Source organism: Lysobacter yananisis, from assembly GCF_031199375.1.
Taxonomy (GTDB): Bacteria; Pseudomonadota; Gammaproteobacteria; order Xanthomonadales; family Xanthomonadaceae; genus Lysobacter; species Lysobacter yananisis.
Genome location: NZ_CP133568.1, coordinates 2785619 through 2807629 on the forward strand (window position 1 = coordinate 2785619; position 22011 = coordinate 2807629).

General features: G+C 70.5%; 15 protein-coding genes. 10 read left to right on the plus strand and 5 right to left on the minus strand.

Going from position 1 to position 22011, the window contains the following annotated elements; all coding sequences use genetic code 11:
- The first annotated feature begins 23 nt into the window (after positions 1-23).
- Positions 24-4139 carry a glycosyltransferase family 4 protein gene (locus tag RDV84_RS11820; RefSeq protein ID WP_309153515.1) on the plus strand — a complete coding sequence of 1372 codons (4116 nt, stop codon included), beginning with the start codon at positions 24-26 and terminating at the stop codon, positions 4137-4139.
- The gene (locus RDV84_RS11825) at positions 4090-5667 is read left to right on the plus strand and encodes a class I SAM-dependent methyltransferase (protein ID WP_309153516.1); all 1578 of its coding nucleotides are present in this window, start codon (positions 4090-4092) and stop codon (positions 5665-5667) included. Before RDV84_RS11820 ends, RDV84_RS11825 begins: the two co-directional genes overlap by 50 nt.
- Positions 5668-5691: 24 nt before the next feature.
- On the opposite strand, the gene RDV84_RS11830 is transcribed toward RDV84_RS11825, so the two are convergent.
- Positions 5692-6231 carry a hypothetical protein gene (locus RDV84_RS11830; RefSeq protein WP_250449231.1) on the minus strand — a complete coding sequence of 180 codons (540 nt, stop codon included), beginning with the start codon at positions 6229-6231 and terminating at the stop codon, positions 5692-5694.
- A gap of 124 nt (positions 6232-6355) precedes the next feature.
- On the opposite strand from RDV84_RS11830, the gene RDV84_RS11835 reads away from it, so the two are divergent.
- The 4 genes from RDV84_RS11835 to RDV84_RS11850 all read left to right on the plus strand — a co-directional run bounded on the left by RDV84_RS11835 (position 6356) and on the right by RDV84_RS11850 (position 11049).
- Positions 6356-8107, plus strand: a complete 1752-nt coding sequence (locus tag RDV84_RS11835) for a glycosyltransferase family 39 protein (RefSeq protein WP_082644648.1) — start codon at positions 6356-6358, stop codon at positions 8105-8107.
- 171 nt (positions 8108-8278) lie between these two features.
- Positions 8279-9301 (plus strand): glycosyltransferase family 2 protein, encoded by a 1023-nt coding sequence (locus RDV84_RS11840; protein WP_057948893.1) that lies wholly within the window; start codon positions 8279-8281, stop codon positions 9299-9301.
- A gap of 139 nt (positions 9302-9440) precedes the next feature.
- On the plus strand, positions 9441-10289 hold the full coding sequence (locus RDV84_RS11845; protein WP_309153517.1) for a GNAT family N-acetyltransferase: 849 nt from the start codon (positions 9441-9443) through the stop codon (positions 10287-10289).
- A complete protein-coding gene (locus tag RDV84_RS11850; protein WP_309153518.1) occupies positions 10279-11049 on the plus strand; it encodes a PIG-L deacetylase family protein in 771 nt (256 codons plus the stop codon). The genes RDV84_RS11845 and RDV84_RS11850 overlap by 11 nt, the downstream gene beginning before the upstream one ends.
- 84 nt (positions 11050-11133) lie before the next feature.
- Here the strand turns inward: RDV84_RS11850 and RDV84_RS11855 are convergent, their stop codons facing one another.
- From RDV84_RS11855 to RDV84_RS11865, 3 genes are all read right to left on the minus strand, one after another.
- The gene (locus tag RDV84_RS11855; RefSeq protein WP_309153519.1) at positions 11134-12075 is read right to left on the minus strand and encodes an electron transfer flavoprotein subunit alpha/FixB family protein; all 942 of its coding nucleotides are present in this window, start codon (positions 12073-12075) and stop codon (positions 11134-11136) included.
- Between the two features lie 115 nt (positions 12076-12190).
- Positions 12191-12937 carry an electron transfer flavoprotein subunit beta/FixA family protein gene (locus RDV84_RS11860; protein ID WP_250449236.1) on the minus strand — a complete coding sequence of 249 codons (747 nt, stop codon included), beginning with the start codon at positions 12935-12937 and terminating at the stop codon, positions 12191-12193.
- A 1044-nt stretch (positions 12938-13981) separates the two neighbouring features.
- Positions 13982-14833, minus strand: coding sequence for a D-hexose-6-phosphate mutarotase (locus tag RDV84_RS11865; protein ID WP_309153520.1), 852 nt, complete (start codon positions 14831-14833; stop codon positions 13982-13984).
- 176 nt (positions 14834-15009) lie between these two features.
- Between RDV84_RS11865 and RDV84_RS11870 the strand changes: the two genes are divergently transcribed.
- The gene (locus RDV84_RS11870; protein WP_057948886.1) at positions 15010-16422 is read left to right on the plus strand and encodes a mannose-1-phosphate guanylyltransferase/mannose-6-phosphate isomerase; all 1413 of its coding nucleotides are present in this window, start codon (positions 15010-15012) and stop codon (positions 16420-16422) included.
- Positions 16423-16618: 196 nt separating this feature from the next.
- Here the strand turns inward: RDV84_RS11870 and RDV84_RS11875 are convergent, their stop codons facing one another.
- Complete coding sequence (locus RDV84_RS11875) at positions 16619-17530, minus strand: ATP-grasp domain-containing protein (RefSeq protein WP_309153521.1); 912 nt, start codon at positions 17528-17530, stop codon at positions 16619-16621.
- Positions 17531-17658: 128 nt separating this feature from the next.
- On the opposite strand from RDV84_RS11875, the gene RDV84_RS11880 reads away from it, so the two are divergent.
- The 3 genes from RDV84_RS11880 (at position 17659) to RDV84_RS11890 (ending at position 21822) form a co-directional block, all read left to right on the plus strand.
- Entirely contained in the window at positions 17659-18375 is a 717-nt protein-coding gene (locus tag RDV84_RS11880) for a CoA transferase subunit A (protein WP_057948884.1), read from the plus strand.
- Positions 18376-18406: 31 nt separating this feature from the next.
- Positions 18407-19039, plus strand: a complete 633-nt coding sequence (locus RDV84_RS11885) for a CoA transferase subunit B (protein ID WP_057948883.1) — start codon at positions 18407-18409, stop codon at positions 19037-19039.
- A 407-nt stretch (positions 19040-19446) separates the two neighbouring features.
- Entirely contained in the window at positions 19447-21822 is a 2376-nt protein-coding gene (locus RDV84_RS11890; protein WP_309153718.1) for a reprolysin-like metallopeptidase, read from the plus strand.
- The last annotated feature ends 189 nt before the right edge of the window (positions 21823-22011 follow it).

The following is a 22011-nucleotide window of genomic DNA, read 5'->3' on the forward strand; positions in this document are numbered from 1 at the left end:
TAAAGGAATGACCGGAACTGGAAATGGCAGAGAAGCGACGTAAGCTACTGGCGATCAACTTCTTCCCGGCCTTCGTGCCGCCGCGGAGCGGGGGAGAGCAGCGTTACTACATGCTGTATCGCTATCTCAGCGAAGCCTTCGACGTGACCCTGCTGTCGGCGACCTACGCCGACGCCAAGACCGAGACCATCGAGCACTCGCCGAGCTTCCGCGAGATCCGCGTGCCCAAGCCGCGCGAGGCCGACCAGATCCACTGGAAGCTCGACAACGAACGCATCGGCCCGGAATGCTCGGGCCTGGCGTTGGCGCTGGCCGGCGAGTTCGATACCGAACTGGGCCGGCGCATGGGCGAGCTGGTGCGCGCGGCCGACGTGGTCGTGCACGAGTCGCCGTTCACCCTGCCGTACGACCGCGGCGCCGGCAGCGACGGCAAGCTGCGCATGTACAACGCCTACAACGTCGAGTACCGGCTCGCCGAGCAGATGTTCGAGGGCGAGATCGGCCGCCGCGGCGCCGCGTTCGTGCGCGAGCTGGAAGCGCGCCTGCTGGGCTGCTGCTCGGCGCTGCTGGCGATCAGCGAGGAAGAGCGCGGCGCGTTCCACGACGCGTTCGGTTTCCCGTCCGAGCGCATTTTCCTCGCGCCCAACGGCTACGAGCCGGTCGCCGCGCCCGAGCCGGCGCCGGCGCGCGAGCGCTCGGCGCTGTTCCTCGGCAGCGCGCATCCGCCGAACGTGGAAGCGCTGGCGTTCATCGCCGAGGAACTGGCGCCGGCGCTGAAGGACGTCACTTTCTATGCGCTGGGCTCGGTCTGCAAGGCCTACGACAAGCCGGTGCCGGCCAACGTGAAGCTGCTGGGCTTCGTCGACGCGGCCGAGAAGGACGCGCTGTTGTGGCGCTGCGGCGCGGCGATCAACCCGCTGCGCAGCGGCGCCGGCACCAACCTGAAGATGCTCGATTACATGGGCCACGCCGCGCCGGTGCTGTCCACGCCGATCGGCGCGCGCGGCCTGGAGATCGAGGCCGGCACGCAGGCCGCGATCAGCGAACTCGACGGCTTCGCCGGCGCGTTGCGTGGCCTGCTCGACGACGCCGGCGCGAGCCGCGCGCTGGGCGAGCGCGGCGCCGGGTTCGCGCGCGCGCGCTACACCTGGGAAGCCATCGCCGCGCGCAGCGCGCAGGCGATCGCGCAAACGCTGTCGGCGCCGGCCGTCGCCAGCGCGCGCAAGCGCATCCTGGCGGTGTGCGACTACGAAACCCACCGCGCCGCCGGCGGCGGCCAAGTGCGGATCAACGAACTGCTGACTGAGCTGGGGCGCGAGTTCGACGTCACCCTGCTGTGCCTGAACAACGGCGAGAGCGAGGAGCGCTGCACGATCGCCCCGGGCGTGGTCCAGCGCTCGATCCCCAAGACCGCCGCGCACCGCCGCGAGGACGTCAAGTCGCTCAAGGGCTACAGCGTGTCGGTGGCCGATCTGGTCGCGGCCAAGCACTGCCTGGACAACGAAGCGCTGCTGGCGGCGTTCCGCGAGGAGCTCGCGCGCGCCGATCTGGTCGATTTCGAGCACTGCTTCCTGGCGCCGCTGCTGTCGCTGGTGCCGCAGGCGATGCCGGTGGTGCATTCCTCGCACAACGTCGAGGCCGAACTCAAGCGCGAACTGCTGGCCTCGCGCGAGGACGGCGACAAGTGGATCGAGCTGGCCGAACAACTCGAGCGCGAGGTCGCGTCGCGCGCCGACCTGGTGTTCTGCGTGTCCGACGCCGACGCCGCGCGCCTGCGCGAGCGCTACGGCGCGCGCCGGGTGCTGACCGTGGAGAACGGCGTGCGCCTGCCGCAGGTGCACCGCAACGGCCTGGCGCGCGAGGAGCGGCCGGAACAGCCGCCGCTGGCGGTGTTCGTCGGCAGCGCGCATCCGCCGAACGTGCGCGCCGCGCAGTTCATCGTCGATGAGCTGGCCGCGCGCAACCCGCGGGTCAACTTCGCCCTGGTCGGCTCGGTGTGCGAGGCGATCGACGTGGCCGAGGTACCGCCCAACGTGGCCCTGCTCGGCTTCCTGAGCCTGGCCGACAAGCAGGCGCTGTTCGCGCTGGCCGATCTGGCGGTGAATCCGCTGTTCGAAGGCGGCGGCTCCAGCCTCAAGGTACCCGACTTCCTCGCCGCGGGCCTGCCGCTGCTGACCTCGCCGATCGGCGTGCGCGGATTCGGCGGCCTGCGCGCGGGCACCCACTACATCGAGGCCGGTCCCGAGGCGATGGCCGAGTGGATCCCCAAGCTGTGCGGCGACCGCGGCCTGAGCGCGCGCATTTCCGCCGAGGCCATGGACTACGTCGCCACCCATCTGGACTGGCGCGTGCTCGGCGGGCGCATGCGCCGCGAGTTGCGCCAGTTGATCGGCCGCGACGGCCCGTGCCGGATGCTGGTGCTGACCTACCGCTTCGGCGAACCGGCGCGCGGCGGCGCCGAGGTCTACCTGCTCAACCTGCTGCGCGCGCTGGAGAAGCGCGAGGGCCTGGAGATCGACGTGGTCGCTCCGGCGGTCGGGCCGATCCACGACCGCCTGCATTTCTCCGCCGACTACGAACCGCCGACGGCGACCGACGGCGTACCGACGATGAAGGGGCAGGTGCGCCTGTTCCGGCCCGATCCGCCGCCGGCGGACCGCTTCGCCCAGGCCGCGATCCTGAATTCGGCGTGGATGCAGGAGTCGCTGCGCATCGGCGCCGATCTCGCGGTGGACATCGGCCCGGGCCTGCTCGGCGGCTGGAACTATCCCGAACGCAGCGACGGCCGGGTGGTGCGCTGGACCGGGCGGATCGCCCAGGCGCTGCTGCCCGAGGGCAGCGAAGGCGTGCGCATCGCCGGCGTGGCCTTGCAGCCGGTGCGGGTGTCGGTGCGCGTGGACGACATCGAACTGGAGGCCAAGAACGTCTCCGGCCGGTTCTCGTTCCGGCATGCCTTCGCCGGCCCCGGCACCTTGCTCGAGCTGCGCGTGTCGGCGTTGATGCACAGCGAGGACGATGCGCGCGAACTGGGCGTGATCGTGTCCGCCATCGATGCCGTCGGCGCCGACGGCGAGACCGCCGCGATCGACCTGGGCGAGGGCATGGAAGAGCGCGCGCGCCGCGCCGCGCCGGAGCGCTGGATCGGCGAACTGATCGCCGCGGCCAAGCGCCGCGCGCGCGACGTCGACCGCCGCTTCTGCAGGATCCGCGGCCCGCACAGCGCCGAGATGGAGCGCTGGCTGGATCGGCATGCCGCCGATTACGACGTGATCCTGGCCCAGGGCGTGCCGTTCGCCAGCTCGCTGCTGGGCGTGCGCACGGCGGCGCGGCACGGGCTGCCGTCGATCGTGCTGCCGCATTTCCACATGGAAGACCGCTACTACCACTGGCGCGATTTCTACGACGCGTTCGCCGCCGCCGACCGGGTGCTGGCGTTCCCCGAGGAAAGCCGGCGCGCGTTCTTCGACAAGGTCGGCGCGCATTCGGTGGGCATCGCCGGCGGCGGCCTGAACGCGGCCGACTTCGCTCCCGACTTCGTCGCCCGCGGACGCGAAGCGTTCGCCCGCCTGCACCGCGGCGAGCGCCCGTTCGTGCTGGTGCTGGGGCGCAAGACCGCGGCCAAGCATTACGCCGCGACGGTGCAGGCCTGCCAGCGCCTGAACGCGGCTGGCACCGGCGTCGACGTGGTGCTGATCGGCCCGGACGACGACGGCGCGCCATTGGCCGGCGAGGGCGTGTATTACTATGGCCCGCAGCCGCGCGAGGTGGTGGTCGGCGCGCTGTCGCAGGCGCGCTGCCTGGCCAACATGAGCGAAAGCGAGAGTTTCGGCATCGTGTTGCTGGAATCGTGGATGGCGGGCCGCCCGGTGGTCGCGCGCGGCTCCACCGCCGCGTTCGCCGAGCTGGTCGAAGAAGGGGAAAACGGGTATCTGGCCGACTCGGTGGACGAGTTGGCCGCGCAACTCAAGCGTTATATCGACGATCGCGACCTGGCCGACCGGCACGGCGCGGCGGGACGCGACATCGCCCGCGGCTTCGGGTGGGACGGGGTGGCAGACAGGCTTTGGGACATTGTCTCGGGAGTTTTGGATGAACGACGTTTCGGCGCTGCACGAGAGGGTGCTCCACCAGCTGCATAGCAAGAGCATCCACGATCCCGATTTCCGGGCCCTGGACTGGATCGGGCGGCAGATGCGGCCGCTGCGCACGGTGCTGGATGTCGGCGCCAACGGCGGCCAGACCGTGGCGACCCTGCGCGCCGTGCTCGGCGGCGACGTCGCGATCCACTGCTTCGAAGCCAACCCGCGGCTGTGGCCGGGGCTGGACCGCATCGCCGGACTGGCCGGCGGCGCGATCGAGATCCACCGCTGCGGCCTCGGCGCCGAGCCCGGCGAACTGACCTTGCTGGTGCCCTCGGTGGACGGCGTGGTTTACCTGGAAGAGTCGTCGCTGGACCCGGCGCAGTTCGACAAGCCCTGGGTGCGCGAGAAGTACCAGGAGCGCGGTGGCCTGGAACTGGAATCGGTGCGCGTGCCGATCGTGCGCGGCGACGATTTCCAATTGCAGCCGGACCTGATCAAGGTCGACGTCGAAGGTTTCGAAGCGCAGGCCCTGCGCGGGCTGGTCGAGACCATCCGCCGCTGCCGGCCCGCGCTGCTGGTCGAGAACAGCGACTGGCACAACGTCACCGAATTGCTGGACGGGCTGGATTACGCGCCTTATCGCTGGGAAGGCGAGGGCATGGCGAAGTTCCACGGCGCCTGCACCAACACGTTCTACCTGCCGCGCGAGCTGGCGCTGGAGCTGATCGACGCCGCGCCCGAGCCGGCCGGATCCTCCGCCGAATCCTCCGCCGAACCGGCGGTCGCCGCCGGCGGCTACGACGAAGCCAGCGACGTCGCCGCCCACCGCGCCGAAGTCGATTACGCGTTCGAAGTGCTGGCGCAGTGCGGCGCGCTGCCCGCCGCCGATGCGCTGGTGCTCGACGTCGGCGGCGGCGCCGGCGCGCACAGCGCGATGATCGCCGGCCGGGTCGGCCGCATCTATTGCAGCGACTTCAGCGACCAGAACGCGCGTTTCGGCGGCGAACTGGTCAAGCTGCTGCAGGAAAAAGCCCAGCGCAACGGCTACGAACTGCCGTCCGGGCGGCTGGAGTTCCACCGCGTCGACGCGATGGACCTGATCTACCGCGACGGCCTGTTCGACGCGATCTTCTCCTTCGATGCGTTCGAACACATTCCCGATCCGGCCAAGGCCCTGAGCGAGATGCTGCGCGTGCTCAAGCCCGGCGGGACGATCTGCATGAAGTTCGATCCGATGTGGACCTGCGACAGCGGCAGCCACTTCCAGTACCGCGTGCCGGAGCCGTGGCAGCACCTGCTCAGCGACGACGAGGAATTCGTCGCCGCGCTCAAGCGCGCCGGCGGCAGCGATGGCGAGGCCGAGGAATACCGTTATGCGATGAACCGCCGGCGCCTGGCCGACTACCGCGCGGCGTTCGATTCGGTGCGCGCGCGGGCCGAGTTCCTGCACGAGTCGGAATGGGCCGGCTGCGCGCATCCCGACGGCGAGGCGCATCCGAACTTCGCGCGCTGTCTGGAGCGCGGCTACACCCGCGAGGAACTGCTGCTGCGCGGCATGCGCAAGGTGATCCGCAAGCGCGGCTGAGGCCCGCGCCGGCGGCGGGCGGGCTCAGGGATCGACGGTGAGGTCGTAGTGCAGCGGCCCCACCCCGGCCGCTTCCAGCGACGTGCCGTCGGCGTCGGTCAGCACCAGCTTCAGCAGCACGCGGCCGGCGGCCGGCGGCGCGACCAGGGTGAATTGCTCAGCGCCGGACACGCCCGAGCCGACTCCGGTCTTGCGCTCGATGGTCACGGTCGGCGCGCGCGCGGCATAGGTCGTGGGTTCCAGCCAGCTCGCCGACAGGCGCAGGGAATCGGCGGTGCCGGCGGCGAGCCAGACTTCGCTGCCGTTGCTGATGCTGATGCCCAGGGCGAACGGCTGGCCGGCCTTGACCGGGCCTTCCAGCTTCCAATAGTTGAGCTTGATCTTGCCGACCGACGACTCCGGCACCGCGCCGAGCTTGTACTCGGTCTCGGCGACCGGGCCCGGGATGTCCGGCGGCTTGCACGCGCACAGCGCGAGGGCCAGCGCGGCGGCGGCCGCGCCGGCGCGCAGCGGACGCGCTCGGGCCGCCCAGGCCGGGGACGGAAGGGAGGATCGTGCGCTCATCGGGTCGGTCTCCTGCTGTGCCAGGCGCACCCCGCGAGGCACCGCGCAAGGCCGCCGCCGGTTTGTCCGGGAGCCGGCCGCTGGCTATAGTAAGTCGTTAATTCTACGCATAAAGCAGGCTTGAATGAGCAGTATCCAGGGGGCTTCGGCGGACTCCGGCGCGAACCCGCCACGCGACTGGCCGTTGTCGACCACCGCCTGCATCCTGGCGATGGTCGCCGCGTTCTACCTGCTGCTTTCGCGCGTGGCGGCGCTCGGCCCGCCGATGGTGTTCGCCGACGAGTACAGCTATGCGGCGTGGTCGTACTGGGTGCTGCACCGCGAGGTCATGCCCGGGCAGGCGCCGCTGGTCAACAACTGGTTCTTCTCGCTGCTGTATTCGCTGGCGCATTCGCGCGGCGGCGAGTTGATCGTCAAGGCGCGCCTGCTCAACGTGCTGGTCACCGCGCTGGCGATCGTGCCGCTGTACCGCATTGCGGTCCAGGTGTACCGGCCGCGCGGCGCGCTGCTGCTGGCGATCGCGTTCGCCTGGGCGGGGCTCGGCGGCTACATCGCCTTTTTCATGCCGGAAAGCCTGTTTGCGGCCTTGTACGTGGGCCTGCTGTCGATGCTGTTCGCGTACCTGCGCCAGCCGCGCGCGTCGCTGCTGCTGTGGGCGGCGTTGCTGCACGGGCTGTTGATCGCGACCAAGCCGCACGGCCTGTTCCTGTTGCCGCCGTTCGCGCTGCTGCTGGCCGTGTACGACGCGCGCACGCGGCGCGTGGGCTGGTCGGCGTCGGCGCTGGCCATGGCGGGCTTGTATGCGGCGGCGACGGTGGCCAGCTATGTCGCGCTGGAGAGCGCGATCTTCGGCAAGCTGGTGCTCAATCCGTTCGGCGGCCACTACGGCGCGCAGTCCTCGGTCATCGAGAACGGTCTGAGCCCGGCGCTGCTGCTGAGCAAGGGCATCGTGGCGCTGCGCAACCATTTCGCGTTCCTGGCCACGCTGATGTCGCTGCCGCTGCTGCTGGTCGCGGTCAGCGCGGTGCGCAACCTGCTGCGTCCGCAGGCGCTGGAGCCACAGTTCGCCTGGATGCGTCCGGCGGTGTGGTTCGTGCTGGCCGGCTTCGGCTGCTTCTTCGCGGTGACGCTGGTGTTCTCCGCCGCGGTCGCCGGCACCGGCATGTACGAGAGCCTGGACCGCGTGCACGGCCGCTACTACGAATTCGCGCTGGTGCCGCTGCTGATGTACGCGGTGCTGGTGGCGTCGGTGGAATGGCGCCTGTGGAGCCTGCGTCTGCGCCTGGCGGTGGCGGCGACGGTGCTGGTGGCGTCGTCGGCGGGCTACTGGTGGCTGCTGCGCGAGGTCTACCAGTACCACACCGATTTCGCGCTCGGCCTGTCGGCCTTTGATGACCGCTTCATCCGCTACAACTGCATGCTCGCCGCGTGGGCGGCGCTGGCGGTGTTCGTGCTGCGGCCGCGTCATGCCGGCAAGGCGATCCTGGCGGCGATGGTGCTGTACCTGGCATGGAACAGCACTCAGGTCGACAAGGTCCGGCGCGGGGCCAACCAGCCCGGCGCGATCGACCGCTACGGTGAGCGCATCGACCGCGAGGGCAAGCGCTCGGGCCATCAGTTCGCCTTGTTCAGGCAGCTCGACGCGGACGCCTACCGTTCCGCGTTCTACATGATCGGCGACGGCACCGCGATCTACCTGCAGCCGGGCCAGGAGTTCGACTGCCGCCTGATCGAGGGGCCGTCGACCGTGATCGCGCTGCACGGGATCGGCGTGCCGTGCGGGCTCACGCCGCGCGAGGACGAGGACGGGATCTCGCTGTCCTCGACCGAGCCGTCGAAGCCGGCCCCGGCTCCGGCTCCGGCTCCGACGAAGTAGGCCGGCCGCGCCGCGCGGCCCGGGGTGCCTTGGCGCCCCGGCGCCGACGCCTGGCGGCCCTAACTCCCTGATTTACGTACCTGTCCGGTTGCGATCGGCTAAGATGGCCGACCTGCCGGCGGCGGCCGCCGCTTCGGCCCGCCCCTGCTGCAAGCCGCCCTGGAATTCCGAATGACTCGCGACGCGAACGCCCCATGCTCCTGGACCAGCGGCATCGCCGTGGTCATCCCGAGCTACAAGGTGACGCGGCACATCCTCGGCGTGCTCGCCGCGATCGGCCCGGAGGTCGATGCGGTCTACTGCGTGGACGACGCCTGTCCCGACAACAGCGGCGAGTTCATCGAGCGCAACGCCACCGACCCGCGCGTGCGGGTGCTGCGCAATCCGCACAACCAGGGCGTGGGCGGGGCGATGATCACCGGCTACCAGCAAGCCATCGCCGACGGCGCCACGGTGATCGTCAAGATCGACGGCGACGGGCAGATGGATCCGGCGCTGCTGCCGGCGTTCGTCGCGCCGATCCTCGCCGGCGAGGCCGACTACACCAAGGGCAACCGCTTCTGGGACCTGGCCCAGATCCGGCAGATGCCGCTGGCGCGGCGCATCGGCAATCTCGGCCTGAGCTTCATGGCCAAGGCGTCGACCGGCTACTGGGACGTGTTCGACCCGACCAACGGCTACACCGCGATTCACGCCCGCGTCGCCGCGATGCTGCCGTTCAACAGCATCAGCAAGCGCTATTTCTTCGAGACCGACATCCTGTTCCGGCTCAACACCGTGCGCGCGGTGGTGATCGACGTGCCGATGGACGCGCGCTACGGCGACGAGACCAGCGGCCTGAAGGCCTCGAAGATCTTCTTCGAATTCCTGTTCAAGCACGCGCGCAACCTGGGCAAGCGCGTGGGCTACAACTACTTCCTGCGCGACCTGTCGCTGGCTTCGCTGGAGCTGCTGGCGGCGGTGCTGCTGCTCGGCTTCGGCCTGGGCTTCGGCGGTTGGCACTGGGTGCGTTCGGTCCAGGCCGAAAGCGCCACGCCGGTGGGCACGGTGATGATCGCCACCGTCGCGGTGGTCTCGGGCCTGCAGTTCCTGCTCGCGTTCTTCGGTTACGACATCGCGTCGGTGCCGCGGCGGCCGTTGTCGCAGCTGCTGGCCCGGCGTCCCTTGATCAAGCGCATTTCGCACGATGAGTGAGGCGCGGCGCGCGGACGCGGCATTTTTGGCTCGGCCGCGGGCGCGACCGGCATGATGGACGCAATGGGTAGGTGGCCCTCGCGCGCCCCGATACACTCGCAGGCTGAGCGGCGGCGCCGGTAACGAGAGGAAAGCGAACGTGGAAATCCGTCCGGTCGGCACCGACGCCGCGGCATTGGCGAGCTACGAAGCGTTGTTCCGCGCCTGTTTTCCCGGCGCCGGGCATCTCAACGCCGCCTACCTGCAATGGCTGTATGCGCGCAATCCCGCCGGCACGGTGATCGGTTGCGACGCCTGGGAAGGCGAGCGGCTCGCGGCGCATTACGTCTGCGTGCCGGCGCAGGCGGTGGTCAACGGACGCGCGATGCGGACGATGCTGTCGCTCAATACCGCGACCCACCCGGATTTCCAGGGCAAGGGGTTGTTCACCCGCCTGGCCGATGCGACCTACCAGCTCGGCGCGCAGGCCGGCATCGGCGCGGTGTACGGCGTGGCCAACGCGAATTCGACGCCGGGTTTCCTGCGCAAGCTCGGCTTCGCCCTGGTGCGGCCGCTCGATGCGCGCGTCGGCTTCGGCCGGATCGAGCGCGCGGCGCCGGTCGCCGCGGCCGACGGTTTCCGTCGCGACTGGTCGCAGGCGGCGCTGGAGTGGCGCATCGCCAACCCGCAGCGCGCCTATCGGCTGGTGCGCGCGGGCGACGGCACGATCGGGGCGGAAGCCGCGACCGGCAAGCCCGGCCTGCTGGCCTGGGACGAACTCGCGCTGCCGGCCGGCATGCCGTCGCCGGCGCGCTCGCCGGCGTGGGCGATGCGCCTGCACCTGGGGCTGCGGCCCGGCGGCGGACGTCCGCAGGGGCTGTGGTTCGAGATTCCGCAGCGCCTGCGTCCGAGCCCGTTGAACATGATCTTCCGTCCCTTGGCCGAAGGCGTGGCGGTGCCCGCCGCGGACTCGGTGCGCCTGGGACAATTGGACTTCGATGCGTTCTGACGTTCCCGCACAGGCGCCGCCGTTGCTGGCGGTGTTCGTACACCCCGACGACGAATTCGCCGCGTTCCCATGGCTGCGCCGCGCGTTGGCCGAAGGCCGCGCGGTCGATGCGGTGTGGCTGACCGACGGCGGCTGGGGCGGGCAGGACATGGCCCGCCGCCGCGCCGAAAGCGTCGCGGTGCTGTCGGCGTTGGGGATGGACCCGGCGCGCATGCATTTCTGCGGCGAGCAATGGGGCATCGCCGACGGCGGCCTGCATCTGCGCCTGGACGAGGCGGTGCCGCGCGCGCTCGAGCGTTTCGGCTCGGTGCGCGGCGGCGAGGTGTTGATGCCGGCCTGGGAAGGCGGCCATCACGATCACGACGCCGGACACCTGGTCGGCATCGCCGTGGCGCAGGCGCGCGGCGCGCGCATGTGGCAGTTCTCGCTGTACCACGGCGAAGGCCTGCGCGGCCCGTGGTTCAAGGTGCTCTCGCCGCTGCCGGACAACGGCGCGAGCGAGGTCCTGCCGACGACGCTGGGCGAGCGCCTGCGCTACGCCGCGGCGTGCCTGGCGTACCGTTCGCAGTGGAAGAGTTTCGTCGGCCTGTTGCCGTTCTATCTGTGGCGCATGCTCGGCGCCGATGCGTTCCGGCGCCAGCCGGTTGATCCGCGCCGCACCGCGCAGCGGCCGCACGCGGGGGCGATGTTGTACGAGCGCCGCGGCGGCCCGAGCTGGGCGCAGTTCGCCGCGGCGACCGCCGCGCACCGGCAGGCCTGAGGCGCGCCGGCGCGGTCGCGACGGGCGGCCGTTGCGGACGCCCGTCGCCAGCGCCTATTCCAGCGCCGCTTATCCCAGCGCCGCTTAGCCCAGCGCGGTTTCCAGTTCCGGCAGCAGCTTGAACAGATCGCCGACCAGGCCGATGTCGGCGATCTCGAAGATCGGCGCTTCGCCGTCCTTGTTGATCGCGACGATGGTGCCGGCGTCCTTGATGCCGGTCAGGTGCTGGATCGCGCCGCTGATGCCGACGGCGACGTACAGCTCCGGGGCGATGATTTTGCCGGTCTGGCCGACCTGCAGTTCGTTCGGGACGTAGCCGGCGTCGACCGCGGCGCGCGAGGCGCCGACCGCCGCGCCGAGCTTGTCGGCGAAGTCGTAGATGATCTTGAAGTTCTCCTGCGAGCCGACGCCGCGGCCGCCGGAGACCACGCGCTTGGCGCTCTGCAGGTCGGGACGGTCGGACTTGCCGGCGGCCAGCCCGACATAGCGGGTGTGGCTCGGCAGGGCGGCGTCGACGGACGCGGCTTCGACCGCGGCGCTGCCGCCGCCGGCCGCTTCCGGCCACGACGCGGTGCGCACGGTCGCGACCACGGCGTGGTCGGCCGGGGCCTCGACGGTGACGATGGCGTTGCCGGCGTAGATCGGGCGCTTGAAGGTGTGGCTGCTTTCGACCGCCATCACGTCCGAGACCTGGGCCACGCCCAGCAGCGCGGCCACGCACGGCATCAGGTCCTTGCCGAAGGTGGTCGAGGGGCCGAACACGTGGCTGTAGCCCTGCGCCAGCGCGGCGACCTGCGGCGCCTGCACCTGGGCGATGGCGTTGGCGTTGGCGGCGTTGGCGACGGCCAGCACCTTGTTCACGCCGGCGATCTGCGCGGCCTGCGCGGCGACGCCGGCCGGATCGGCGGCGAGCACGACGATGTCGATGGATTCGGGCTTGAGCGCCTGCGCGGCCGACACGCACTTGGCGGTCGACGCGTTGAGCTTGCCTTCGAGATGTTCGGCGACGATCAAAACCTTGCTCATTGAAGAATATTTCCCAAATTTGAAGATGAGTGGCTTCGGCTGCAGGAGGTCATGCTTCCATAACCCCGCCGCATCCCGCTGCGCGGGACGCGGCAGCCCCTTGACTCAAGGGGCTTTACAGCAACCCCTTCTGCTTCAGTGCGGCGACCAGTTCGGCCGCGTCCTTGACCATCACGCCCTTGCTGCGCTTCGGCGGCGGCGCGTAATGGGTGGTCTTGAGCGTGTCGCCGGCGTCGACGCCGAGGTCGGCGAACTGGATCGTTTCCAGCGGCTTGCTCTTGGCCTTCATGATGTCCGGCAGCTTGATGAAGCGCGGCTCGTTGAGGCGCAGGTCGGTGGTGACCACCGCCGGCAGGTCGACTTCCAGGGTTTCCAGGCCGGCGTCGACTTCGCGCGTGACCGTGGCCTTGCCGGCTTCGACGTCGAGCTTGGAGGCGAAGGTGGCCTGCGGGCGGCCCCACAGCGTGGCGAGCATCTGGCCGGTCTGGTTGGCGTCGTCGTCGATGGCCTGCTTGCCGAGGATGACGATGTCCGGCTGTTCCTTCTCGATCAGCTTGAGCAGGGTGCGCGCGGCGGTCAGCGGCTGGATCGGCTGGTCGCTGACCACGTGGATGGCGCGGTTGGCGCCCATCGCCAGGCCGTTGCGCAGGTGCGCCTGGGCGTCGGCGGGGGCGATGGTGGCGACCACGACTTCGGTCGCGATGCCCTTGTCGCGCAGGCGCAGGGCTTCTTCGAGGGCGATTTCGTCGAACGGATTGGCCGACAGCTTGACGCCGTCGGTGACCACGCCGGAACCGTCCGGCTTGACCTGGATGCGGACGTTGTAGTCCACCACGCGCTTGTAGCCGACGAGGATCTTCATCGTGCGGGATTTCCTTGTGGGGGGTGTCCGGCCGGGAGCGGCCGACAGCCCTCGATTCTAGCGGAGACGGCCAGCCGACGCAGGTCGGCCGGTCCGGCCCCCGTCGGGCCCGGGGCCGGGCGAGCGCGGCGCGGGCGGCCCGCGCCGGCTCCCGGCGCGACCGCGGGCACGCCCGCAACGGGCGCCGGTCGCAGCCCGCCCCCGGCGCGGCGCCGGCGGACGGGCGGCGAGCGCCGCGGTCGCCGGCGCTGCTATCGTGGCGCGCGGTGCTGCGCGAGGGGATCGCGAGCGCCGGCGGGGGCAAGCCGGCGGACCGACCCGGCACAGTGCGCCGCGGCCGCGGTCCTGGCCGCATCCGGTCCGCGCCCGGGCCCGTATTGCGTTCATACCCCGACAGGCGCGCCCCGACGGGCAGCCCCGCACAGGCACGGCTAAGGAGAAGGCTGGCGATGAAGTACCTCAAGGCGTTGGCGGCGACGTTCGCGTTCGTGCTCGTACTGCTGGCGGTCTACGCCGCGCACGTGCGCTACGGCAAGGTCGACGTGGTGCTGTACAGCGCGGTCCTGGACGCGGCCCTGGCCGCGGCGATCGTCGGCGGCGGGCTGTTCGCGCTGAAGGCCTTCGCCGAGTTCAGCCGCTTCGAGAAAGTGCAGATGCTGTGCCTGTGGATGCTCGGCGGCTACGCCTTCGCGATCTCGGTGCCGACGGTGATCGACCGCTCGCTGTCGTTCTACCTGCTGGAGAAGATCCACCAGCGCGGCGGCGGCATCCACGTCGACCGCCTGCACCACGTGGTGACCCAGGAATACATGGTCGAGCACCGCCTGATCGACGTGCGCCTCACCGAGCAACTGCAGTCGGGCACGATCGAGGTGATCGAGGACTGCGTGCGCCTGACCGAGCGCGGCCGCGGCCTGGTCGGCTTCAGCCGGTTCTTCCGCGGCAACCTGCTGCCGCGCCAGCGGCTGCTGCTGGGCGAGTATTCCGACGACCTCACCGATCCGTTCCGCAACAGCGTGGCCGACGTCAGCTACCGCTGCGCGCTCAGCCGCCGATCCGGTACTGCGCGGCCGAGCCCTCCAGGATCAGGATCTGCGCGCCGGTCCAGGCCTCGCCCGGCTCCAACCGCACCGGCCGCAGCACCTGCGCGGCTTCCACGCAGACGAAGCGGCGATGGCCGCCGGGCGCCAGGTCGGCGATGCCGGCGGCGAGCGCTTCGCCGGGATTCCACACCACGGTGTCGGCGAAACCCTCGGCTTCGCAGCGCAGCATCTGCTCGCCGTCGGTGATGCGCAGCGGGCGGCGGGTGTCGGCGTAGATGCGGTCGACCTCGCCGTCGAAGCGCACCGGCGCGTCGCTGGCCGGACAGGCCGCGCCGGCCCGGGCGCTGTCGAGGTAGGGCCGGTCTTCCAGGCCGTGGACCAGGGTCGTGGCGATGTCGCTCACGGCCAGGTAGGTGTGCAGGGCGGCGCTGAATTCGAACGCGTTGCGGTCGCGGTTGCGCACGCTCAGGGCGATGCGCAGGCGGTCGGCGCCGGGCTCGATGTCCAGGCCGGCCTCGAAGCGGTGCGGCCAGTGGCGGCGGGTTTCCTCGCGGTCGGCGAGGCGGAACGACAGGCGCGCGGCCTGCGGATCGGCCGGTTCGGCCTCCCAGGTCAGGGTGCGGGCGAAGCCGTGGCGCGGGCCGTCGCCGCGCTCGCCGAACTGCGGAAAGATCACCGGCACGCCGCCGCGGATCGCCTTGCCGGCGCCGAAGCCGGCGTTCGGGCTGAGGTACAGGCGCTCCTGGCCGCGGCAGTGCCAGGACAGCAGGTGGGCGCCGAAGGCGCTGGCTTCGACCCGGGCGTCGCCGGGGCCGTTCAGGATCAAGGGGGCGGGCAGGGCAGGCGCGTTCATCGTTCCGTCCATGGGGAGGCGAAATTCGCCAGCATGGCGGCGCGGGCCGCGCCAAGCTGGCACGCCGGTCATAGTAACGGGCGCTCGACAGGTGCGGTTTAGCGGTCGTGAAGCCGGGGAGAACGGGGCTTCGGCTATCCTTGGCGCCCCTTTCCGTTCCGAAATCTGGAGCCAGGATGCTTCACCCCGTCGTATTGAGCGGAGGCAGCGGCTCTCGCCTGTGGCCGCTGTCGCGCCAGAATCAGCCCAAGCAGTTCCTGTCGCTGATCGGCGACCATTCGCTGTTCCAGGAAACCCTGCTGCGCGCCAACGCGCTGCCGGACACCGGCGCCCCGGTCACCGTCTGCGCCGAAGACCACCGCTTCATGGTCGGCGAACAGCTGCAAGGCATCGGCGTGGCCAACGGCGCCATCGTGCTGGAACCCAGCGCGCGCAACACCGCCCCGGCGATCGCCCTGGCCGCGCTGCACCTGGTGGCCGAGGACCCGGCGGCGACCATGCTGGTGCTGCCGGCCGACCACCTGATCGAAGACGTCGACGCCTTCCGCGACGCGGTCGCGCGCGCCGCCGTGCTGGCCGAGCAGGACTGGCTGGTCACCTTCGGCATCACCCCGGACTATCCGGAGACCGGCTACGGCTACATCGCCCGCGGCGACGCGCTCGGCGAGGGCGGGTTCAAGGTCGACCGCTTCGTCGAAAAGCCCGACCTGGCGACCGCCGAGAGCTATCTCGCCGCCGGCACCTATGCCTGGAACTCGGGCATGTTCCTGTTCAAGGCCCAGCGCTACCTGGACGAACTGCAGGCGCTGGCGCCGGCGATCCTCGCCGCCGCGCGCGCCGCCTACGCCAAGGCCAACCGCGATCTCGACTTCATCCGCGTCGGCAAGGACGAATTCGCCGCCAGCCCGAACGATTCCATCGATTACGCGGTGATGGAAAAGACCGCGCGCGCCGCGGTGGTGCCGGTCAGCTGCGGCTGGAGCGACATCGGCTCGTGGTCGTCGCTGTGGGCGGTGGCCGAGCGCGACGCCGACGGCAACCGCTACGAGGGCGACGTGATCTCGGTCGACACCCGCGACAGCCTGGTGCGCGCGTCCGACCGGCGCATGATCGCGACCATCGGCGTGGAAGACCTGGTCATCGTCGATACGCCCGATGCGACCCTGGTCGCGCGCAAGGACCGGGTGCAGGATGTCAAGACGATCGTCGACAAGCTCAAGCAGGCCGGGCGCCAGGAACATCTGTTCCACCGCAAGGTCTACCGGCCGTGGGGCAACTACGACTCCATCGACATGGGCGAGCGTTTCCAGGTCAAGCGCATCGAGGTCAAGCCCGGCGGCGTGCTGAGCCTGCAGAAGCACCACAAGCGCGCCGAGCACTGGATCGTGGTGTCGGGCGTGGCCGAGGTCACCTGCGACGACAAGGTGTTCGAACTGCGCGAGAACCAGAGCACCTACATCCCGCTGGGCAGCGTGCACCGCCTGCGCAACCGCGGCACCGAACCGGTCGAGCTGATCGAAGTGCAGTCCGGCAGCTACCTGGGCGAGGACGACATCGTCCGGCTCGAGGACGTGTACGGGCGTTCGTAAGGGCTCGGCTGTTTTCGATGCATTGCGAAGACCGGCCCAGGCCGGTCTTCGTTTTTTAAGGCGCGAGAATCTGCGTGATCCACCTGTAGGAGCGGCGCGAGCCGCGACCGCGACAACGCAACTGCGCCGCAACTCTCGTCGTAGCCGCGTTGTCGCGGTCGCGACTTGCGTCGCTCCTACAGGAAGGCATCGAAACTTAGCCGGCGCCCGACGTCGCCAGCAGTTCGTCCAGCACCTGCGCGAACCGCTCCGCGCTGCCCGGCGCGTGGGCGAAGAACAACGACGGTTCGCACAACTCCAGTTCCAGCACCTGCGGCAGCCCCTGCGCATCGCGGATCAGGTCGACCCGCGCATAGGCCAGCGGCTCTTCCAGGTCCAGCCGCGCGCTGGCGGCGTTGAGCGCGTGCAGGGCGACGGTGCGCTCGTCTTCGCCGGCCTCGCGCGCGGCGATGCGTTCGACCGCGCGCAGGTTCAGCGCGTTCTCGCGCTGCAGCATCGCGCCCTTGCGGATGGCGTGGCTAAAGCCGCCGTTGAAGTGGATCAGCGCGGTCTCGCCGTCGCGGTCCACCGCGGCCAGGTAGGGTTGCAGCATCGCGTCGCGGCCTTCGTCGAGCAGCCGCGCCAGGTGGTTGGCGGCGGCGAACTCCTGCGCGCGCGCATAGCGCTGGGTGTCGCGCGAGCCGGCGCTGACGGTCGGCTTGACCACGAACTCCTCGGCGTCGGCGTGCGCGGCCAGGAATTCCTGCAACGCCGGCAGCGGATCGCCGTCGGCGCCGACGAAGGCGGTCGGCACCACCGGCACGCCGCGCGCGGCGAGGTCGGCGAGGTAGCGCTTGTCGCTGTTCCAGCGCAGCACCGGCCAGGGATTGAGCAGGCGGCTGGCGGCGTCGACGCGCTCGCACCACGCCAGGAACTCGCCGTAGCGGGCGCTGTAGTCCCACGGCGAACGCAGCAATACGGCGTCGTATCGGGCCCAGGCCACGCTGGGGTCGTCCCAGGCGCGGATCTCGGCGCGCAGGCCGCGGGCGAGGCAGGCGGCGAGCAGCGGCGACAGGTCGTCGTCCTGTCCGGCGCTGGCGATGGCGGTGACCAGGGCGAGTCGGCTCATGCCGCAAGTCTAGCCTTCGCCTGCAATCCAGGCACAGCCGTTGCGCTGTGCGGGCATTGCCCGAAAGTCCGCTGCTGCCGCGCGCGGCCGCGCGCTAAACTGGGCGCATCCCTCACAGGAGCTGTCCCATGGCCGACGCGGTCGCCGCCAAGAGCAAGTTGTATCCCAACGCACACGACGCGCTGCAGGGCGTCGTCGCCGACGGCCAGACCCTCGCGGTCGGCGGCTTCGGCCTGTGCGGCATTCCCGAGGCGCTGATCGGCGCGTTGCGCGACAGCGGCGCCAAGGGCCTGACCGCGATCTCCAACAACGCCGGCGTCGACGGTTTCGGCCTGGGCCTGCTGCTGGAAACGCGCCAGATCAAGAAGATGATTTCGTCCTACGTCGGCGAGAACAAGGAGTTCGAACGCCAGTTCCTGTCCGGCGAACTGGAACTGGAATTCAACCCGCAAGGCACCCTGGCCGAGCGCCTGCGCGCCGGCGGCGCCGGCATCCCGGCGTTCTTCACCCGCACCGGCTACGGCACGGTGGTGGCCGAAGGCAAGGAAACGCGCGAGTTCGACGGCCACCACTACGTGATGGAAACCGCGCTCAAGGCCGACGTATCGCTGGTCAAGGCGTGGAAGGCCGACAAGGCCGGCAACCTGGTGTTCCGCAAGACCGCGCGCAACTTCAATCCGGCCTGCGCGATGGCCGGCAAGGTCTGCATCGTCGAGGTCGAGGAACTGGTCGAGATCGGCCAGCTCGATCCGGACCAGGTGCACCTGCCGGGCATCTATGTCGACCGCATAGTGGTCAACGCCACGCCCGAGAAGCGCATCGAGCAGCGCACCGTGCGCGCCTGAGGCCGCCGCCCCTTTCTTTGAGGAATTCGAAATGCCCTGGACCCGCGACGAAATGGCGCAGCGCGCCGCGCAGGAACTCACCGACGGCGCCTACGTCAATCTCGGCATCGGCCTGCCGACCCTGGTGGCCAACTTCATTCCCGACGGCATGGACGTGTGGCTGCAGTCCGAGAACGGCCTGCTCGGCATCGGCCCGTTCCCGACCGAAGACGAAGTCGACGCCGACCTGATCAACGCCGGCAAGCAGACCGTCACCGCGCGCGCCGGCGCCAGCTACTTCGGCAGCCACGACAGCTTCGCGATGATCCGCGGCGGCCACATCGACCTGGCCATCCTCGGCGCCATGCAGGTCACCCACCAGGGCGACCTCGCCAACTGGATGGTGCCCGGCAAGATGGTCAAGGGCATGGGCGGCGCGATGGATCTGGTCGCCGGGGTCAAGCGCGTGGTGGTGCTGATGGAGCACACCGCCAAGAACGGCGAGCACAAGATCCTGCCCGAGTGCACCCTGCCGCTGACCGGCCTGGGCGTGGTGAACCGCATCATCACCGAACTGGCGGTGATGGACGTGACCGCCGACGGGCTGGTGCTGGTGGAGACCGCGCCGGGCGTCGGCGAGGACGAACTGCGGGAAAAGACCGGCGTGCCGCTGCGCAAGGCCTGAGCCGGGCCGCGCCGCCGGACCGATGCAGAAGCCGCCGCGAGGCGGCTTCTGCGTTTGCGGCGCCGGCCGCGCCGCGGGCGGGGGGCGGGGGCGGTCGGCCGGCGATCGGCCGACGCGGGACCGGCCCCGGACCGGCCCCGGACCGGTGGTTCACGTCCGCGCCGGCCAGCGCCCGGGCGCCTGAATCGGGAAACCGCGGCGCTGAACAGCGGCCGATCGCCGGCGTTGCCGCCGCCGCATGCGAAAACTGTGCGCAATGGTGGATTGCTTCGCTTGCGTGACAGCGGCCGGCGGCGTTCAGCCCGTTGCAGTCGCTCGTTCATCCATGCAGGATGCGCAGCGCAGTTCAACTCGAAATCGGTCGGTTCGTCATGCGTCGTACGTTCTTGGTGGGAGCCGTGGCCTTGATGGGGGCCGCGGGCTGGTGGGGATGGGGCGAAACCTCGCAGCGCATCGCGCAGGCCGGCCCGCCGGCGGCGCCGCAGCCGGCGGCGCCCGCGGGCTTCGCCAGCGCAGGCGCGAGCGCGGCTCAGGCCCGCGACGGCTTCCGCGCCGTGCCCGCGCCGTTGCCGCAACGCGCCGCCGCCGGCTTCGCCGCCGCCCCCGACCGCGGCGATCTGGTCGATTACTCCGCCAAGCCGCAAATCCTGAGCGACGGTGCCTACACCTGGCATCGCGCCGGGCTCAGCGAGCGCCATGCGCTCGCCGCCATCGCCAGCGGCCGCTTGCGGGTGACCACGCCTTCGGGCCAGACCCTGTCGTTCCGCTACCAGCGCCATGTCGAGCACGACAGCGGCGACTGGACCTGGATCGGCCAGGTCGAGGACGGCGACGCCGGCAAGCAGGCCATCGTCACCTTCGGCGCGCACGCGGTGTTCGGCGTGATCGACCAGCCCGGCAAGCCCTCGCTGAAGCTGACCATGCGCGACGGCGCCTCTTGGCTGGTGGAGACCGATCCGGTGCGGTTGGCGCTGACCGGGCAGGAAGCCTCGGTGCAGGCCGACGACTTCAAGATCCCGCACGCGGCCGAGCAGGCCTACAGCGGGCCGGTGGCCGCAGCCGCCGCGGTGTCGGCCAACGCCGCCGGCGGCGCGGTCGCCACCATCGACGTGCTGATCGGCTACAGCAACGGTTTCGCCGCGGGCCTCGGCGGCGCCTCGCAGGCGGTGACCCGGGTGAGCAACCTGGTCGACATCACCAACGAGGCCTATCGCAACAGCCAGACCGGCGCGCGCCTGCGCCTGGTCGGCACCTTGCAGGTCAACTACACCGATAGCGGCGACAACGGCGATACGCTCGACGCGCTCAGCGGGGTCAACGGCGCCACGATCGATCCGGCCTTCAACGCCCTGCGCGCCGCGCGCGAGGAATACGGCGCCGACCTGGTTTCGTTCGTGCGCAAGTACGACCGCGCGACCCACAACGGCTGCGGCGTGGCCTGGATCATCGGCGGCGGCCAGCAGGCCTATACCGCGCGCTCGGCCAATTCGGGCTATTCGGTGGTCAGCGACGGCCGCGAGGTCCAGGGCGGCACGACCTATTTCTGCCGCGAGGAAACCTTCGCCCACGAGCTGGGCCACAACCTCGGCGCGCAGCACGACCGCGCCACCGCGTCGTCGGGCGGTTCGCTCAAGTACGGCGCCTTCGCCTACTCGTTCGGCTACAAGACCAGTGCGGCCGAAGGCAATTTCTACGACATCATGGCCTACGGCGATTCCGGCCAGACCGCCTACCGCGTGTTCTCCAATCCGCGCGTGAACCTGTGCGGCGACCGCGCCTGCGGCGTCGAGGGCCAGGCCGACGTGGCCCGCACCTTCGACCAGACCGCGCCGATCGCGGCCACGTTCCGCGCGACCAAGGTCGGTTCCGGCGCGCGCAACGACTTCGACGGCGACGGCAAGTCGGACGTGTACTGGCGCAACTCGGCGACCGGTTCCAACGATGTCTGGTTCATGAGCGGCGCCTGGCTGGCGCGCGCGGCCACCGTGCACGTCGAGCCCGACCAGGCCTGGCAGGTCGTCGCCACCGGCGATTTCAACGGCGACGGCCGCTACGACGCGTTCTGGCGCAACTCCGCCACCGGCCAGACCTTCGTCCACCTGATGGACGGCGGCCGGGTGGTGTCCTCGGGCTACTCGACCCTGGTCGCCGACGGCAACTGGAAGATCGTGGCGACCGGCGACTTCAACGGCGACAAGCGCACCGACCTGTACTGGCGCAACAGCGCCACCGGCGCCAACGACGTGTGGCTGATGAACGGCCTGCAGCCGAGCAGCGTCGCCACCGTGCACGTCGAACCCGACCAGAACTGGCAGGTGGCCGGCGCGGGCGACTTCAACGGCGACGGCATGGCCGACATCTTCTGGCGCAACGCCGCCAACGGCCAGAACTACATCCACCTGATGGCCGGCACCCGCGTCATCGCCGGCTCCGGCGCCGCGCCGCTGGTGGCCGACCGCAACTACCGGGTCGCCGCGATCGGCGACTTCAACGGCGACGGGCGCAGCGACATCTACTGGCGCAGCAGCGCCAGCGGCGAGTGCTACGTCTGGACGATGAGCGGCATCGCGCCGAGCGTGGTCAACCTGGCCCACAACGAGCCCGACCAGAACTGGCAGGTCGCCAACAGCGGCGACTACGACGGCGACGGCCGCGACGACATCTTCTGGCGCAACCGCAGCACCGGCCAGAACTACGTGCACCTGCTCGACGGGCCGACGGTGAAGTCCGGCGGCGGCGTGTACACGGTCGGCGACATGAACTGGAAGATCGTCAGCCGCTGACGGCGGCTGCGGCGGCGGCGGCTGCGATCCGGTTCGATTCGGTTCGGTTCGGTTCGGTAGCGTCACGCCGGCGCCGCGGATCGCCGGCGGAGCGGATGCGTCGATGCGGGCGTGCGGTGTTGAAGCGCGAGCGCACCGGCAAGCGCGTTTCGCCAGCCTGCTTCGCGCGCCCGGACTGCGCACGCATCG

Bases quoted from the DNA above. Each gene is read 5' to 3' on its own strand.
- RDV84_RS11820 (WP_309153515.1), top strand. From the start codon at position 24: ATGGCAGAGAAGCGACGTAAGCTACTGGCGATCAACTTCTTCCCGGCC.
- RDV84_RS11825 (WP_309153516.1), top strand. From the start codon at position 4,090: ATGAACGACGTTTCGGCGCTGCACGAGAGGGTGCTCCACCAGCTGCAT.
- RDV84_RS11830 (WP_250449231.1), bottom strand. From the start codon at position 6,231: ATGAGCGCACGATCCTCCCTTCCGTCCCCGGCCTGGGCGGCCCGAGCG.
- RDV84_RS11835 (WP_082644648.1), top strand. From the start codon at position 6,356: ATGAGCAGTATCCAGGGGGCTTCGGCGGACTCCGGCGCGAACCCGCCA.
- RDV84_RS11840 (WP_057948893.1), top strand. From the start codon at position 8,279: ATGACTCGCGACGCGAACGCCCCATGCTCCTGGACCAGCGGCATCGCC.
- RDV84_RS11850 (WP_309153518.1), top strand. From the start codon at position 10,279: ATGCGTTCTGACGTTCCCGCACAGGCGCCGCCGTTGCTGGCGGTGTTC.
- RDV84_RS11855 (WP_309153519.1), bottom strand. From the start codon at position 12,075: ATGAGCAAGGTTTTGATCGTCGCCGAACATCTCGAAGGCAAGCTCAAC.
- RDV84_RS11860 (WP_250449236.1), bottom strand. From the start codon at position 12,937: ATGAAGATCCTCGTCGGCTACAAGCGCGTGGTGGACTACAACGTCCGC.
- RDV84_RS11865 (WP_309153520.1), bottom strand. From the start codon at position 14,833: ATGAACGCGCCTGCCCTGCCCGCCCCCTTGATCCTGAACGGCCCCGGC.
- RDV84_RS11870 (WP_057948886.1), top strand. From the start codon at position 15,010: ATGCTTCACCCCGTCGTATTGAGCGGAGGCAGCGGCTCTCGCCTGTGG.
- RDV84_RS11875 (WP_309153521.1), bottom strand. From the start codon at position 17,530: ATGAGCCGACTCGCCCTGGTCACCGCCATCGCCAGCGCCGGACAGGAC.
- RDV84_RS11880 (WP_057948884.1), top strand. From the start codon at position 17,659: ATGGCCGACGCGGTCGCCGCCAAGAGCAAGTTGTATCCCAACGCACAC.
- RDV84_RS11885 (WP_057948883.1), top strand. From the start codon at position 18,407: ATGCCCTGGACCCGCGACGAAATGGCGCAGCGCGCCGCGCAGGAACTC.
- RDV84_RS11890 (WP_309153718.1), top strand. From the start codon at position 19,447: ATGGGGGCCGCGGGCTGGTGGGGATGGGGCGAAACCTCGCAGCGCATC.